Here is a 3,100-nt window from a genome sequence, read left to right as displayed (position 1 = left end):
ACCAACAATATCCACTGTTTTCAGGGAAATAGCATCGTGATATCCGTTTCAAATCAAGATTCGGATTTTGTCGAGTCGTTAAATTCTTGTAATTTTCGTAAAATTTACGGACTAATTTCACAAAGCAATATGAAAAAGGACTTTGGATCGAAGAGTTGGCTCTACCCGATGCCCGTGCTGATTGTGGCAGCCTACGACGAACAAGGTGTGCCCAATGTCATGAATGCCGCCTGGGGTGGCATGTTTACCGATGAGACAATCGGAATCTGCCTCTCTGCCGGGCATAAAACCACGAAAAATATTCTTGCGACACGTGCATTCACCGTCAGCATGGCTACGGTCGATCAAGTGGCAGCCTGCGACTATGCGGGTATCGTCTCCGGGAATAAAGTCCCCGACAAATTCGCCCGGGCGGGATTTCATGCCACTCCTTCGACACACGTCAATGCCCCGATGATCGACGAACTACCCATGACCCTCGAGTGCGAACTACTCTCCTATGATCCCGCAAGCTGCCATCTGACAGGACGTATCGTCAACATCTCGGCCGACGAAAGCATTCTGACCGACGGGCAAATCGACCTGCGTAAGTTGCGCCCGATCAGCTTCGACCCCATTCATCTCGAATATATCGAATTAGGGGCTACGGTTGACAAGGCCTTCTCTTGCGGCAAGAAACTAAAATAGTAAGACCCGTCGCTATTCAGGATGTACGACCCTCGGGAAAACCGGATTATCATCGACGGAGAGGATAAAACCGACTCCGTCGAACGCTGTTGGTACACCTCAAGGCCCAACCGCTGCCATGTCATTTTCTGCAATTTCCCGAAGACCTACTCCTATATCCCAAGCAAAGTGTTGTGGCTGAAGGATCCCGTGGTACTCGATCCGCAGCATTGCCACCTGCTCCACAAAGGCCGCCGGATAGAGCCCCTCTCCTACATCGCTGCCTTCCAACAAGGCTCACGGCGATTCTGGTATGTGGAATACGCCAACGGCACCGGAGCCCACTACAAGGGATCGGAGGTTGAACTGGTTCGGTCGTGCTTGGAGGAACCACCCGCACAGGATCGCTTCGCCTATCTGCGCGACGTGGCGGAACTCAACCCACTGGAGACCGACGACGGGCAGAAACTGCTGCTGATGCAGTACCAGAAGATTGACTTTGTCTCCGACCGTTCGGCGGCGGCCCTCTACCTGAATCCCGGCAAGGACTCGCCACGGCAATTCCCGGCGCCACCGCTCATCTACCCATTCGGGTGCAACGCCAGCCAGCAGAGAGCCATCCAGGCAGCCTTCGGGAATCAGATCAGCATCATCCAGGGTCCTCCGGGAACCGGCAAGACGCAGACGATCCTCAACATCGTGGCCAATCTTGTGGTGCAGGAGAAGACCGTGCTGGTCGTCTCGAACAACAACTCGGCCATCGAAAACGTGGTCGAGAAGCTCGAAAAACAGGGGCTGAGATTTCTCACCGCCCTGCTGGGCAGCCGTGAGCGAAAGACAGCCTTCGTCGAAACACAGGCCATCGAGAAGTCCATTCCGGCCGAGATCGACTCGTGGTATTCGGCCGGAACCGCGAGAATTGGTTTTGGGTTTCGCGCCCCCCCCCGACTCTCCGGAGTTTCTCCGCACCATCCAGTCCGAGGCTGAATCGTTACAGACAGTTTTCGAACAACAGGAGCGGTTGGCCCGTGCCCGGCAGGAGTTGACGGGGCTGCAAACCGAACAGCTCCATTTCGAGCAGGAGACAACGATTGATCCCTCCATCACTCTTCGCCGGCAGATGCCGTCGGCCCGGCTGCTGATGCTGTGGAACGAATTGCAGGCCGCAGTCGAATGGCAGCCGAACGGTCTCTTCGACCGATGGCGCGACGCGGTCCGATGGTTTTTGCTCAAACACCGGATCCGCCACCTCTTCGACGGATTTCCCCGCCACCCGGAACGGCAGGATCTCCAGCGGTTGATCCCCCTCCTCCAGCGCAGTTACTACCAGGTTCGGCAGGAGGAGCTCACGGCGGAGATCGACCGGATTGAAAAGCAACTTGCCACGTCGGATGCTCCGGCGATGGTGGCCCGGCTGAGCAACGACTCAATGCGCTACCTGCGCAGCCGACTGGCCGCCCGCTATGGCAAGGAACACAAACGCCCCATTTTCCAACATATCACTCCCGAGTTGCTCAAGGAGTACCCCGTCGTGCTGAGCACGACCTTCTCCTCGCGATCGAATTTCCGGACGGAGGCGCTGTTCGACTACGTGATCATGGACGAAGCCTCGCAGGTGTCGTCCGAAACAGGGGCGCTGGCGCTGATGTGCGCCCGCAATGCGGTGATTGTCGGCGACTCGATGCAGCTGCCCAATGTCATCACGGATGCCGACCGGCTCCGCATGCAGGCCATCGCCACCAAACACGCGATCGATCCCCGCTACGACTGCGCCGCACTGAGTTTTCTGGAATCCATCTGCCGGGTCTTTCCCGAAGCGCCTCAGACGTTGTTGCGCGAACACTACCGCTGCCATCCGAAGATCATCAACTTCTGCAACCAACGCTTTTACGGCGGGCGTCTGCTGATCATGACCGAGGATCACGGCGAGCCCAACGTCATCACGGCGTGGCAGACCGCCCCGGGGCATCATGCTCGGGGAGCGTTCAATCCCCGCGAGATCGAAACGATCCGGCGCGAGGTGCTGCCGTCACTCCCCTGCGAGCAGACCGAGATCGGTATTTCCCCGGCGAGCAGACCGAGAGCGGTATTATCTCCCCCTACAACGAGCAGGTCAATGCGCTCCATCGTGAGCTGGGCGGAGGCATTGACGTGGCTACGGTACACAAGTTCCAGGGACGGGAAAAGGAGGCCATCATCCTATCGACCGTCGACGATCAGATTACCGCCTTCACGGATGATCCCCATCTGCTGAACGTCGCCGTATCGCGGGCCAAACGGCAATTCACGCTCGTCACTTCGAGCAACGAACAGCCCGACAGCCGCAACATTGCCGATCTGCTGGCCTACATCGACTACAACGGCGGCAAGATCACGGAGAGTGCCATCCATTCGGTTTTCGACCTGCTCTACGAACCCTACGCCGAGGCGCGGC

At 57.5% G+C, this 3,100-nt stretch carries 3 protein-coding genes and 1 pseudogene; all 4 read left to right on the top strand.

Annotation, left to right across the window (positions count from 1 at the left end; translation table 11 throughout):
* Positions 1–129 precede the first annotated feature (129 nt).
* Positions 130–687, top strand: coding sequence for a flavin reductase family protein (locus QZL63_RS09640; protein WP_022309098.1), 558 nt, complete (start codon positions 130–132; stop codon positions 685–687).
* A gap of 21 nt (positions 688–708) precedes the next feature.
* The gene (locus QZL63_RS09635) at positions 709–1,653 is read left to right on the top strand and encodes an AAA domain-containing protein (RefSeq protein ID WP_022309097.1); all 945 of its coding nucleotides are present in this window, start codon (positions 709–711) and stop codon (positions 1,651–1,653) included.
* A gap of 133 nt (positions 1,654–1,786) precedes the next feature.
* Positions 1,787–2,356 (top strand): annotated as a pseudogene (locus tag QZL63_RS09630) (AAA domain-containing protein); the annotation flags it as partial.
* Positions 2,314–3,100 (top strand): AAA domain-containing protein (locus tag QZL63_RS11730; protein WP_369677306.1); only part of this gene is annotated, 787 nt, incomplete at its 3' end. The pseudogene QZL63_RS09630 and the gene QZL63_RS11730, both read left to right, overlap by 43 nt.

It is taken from the genome of Alistipes sp. CAG:268, assembly GCA_000434235.1.
GTDB lineage: Bacteria > Bacteroidota > Bacteroidia > Bacteroidales > Rikenellaceae > Alistipes > Alistipes avistercoris.
Note: the sequence above shows the minus strand (reverse complement) of the source record. Positions and strands in the feature narration are given on the sequence as shown.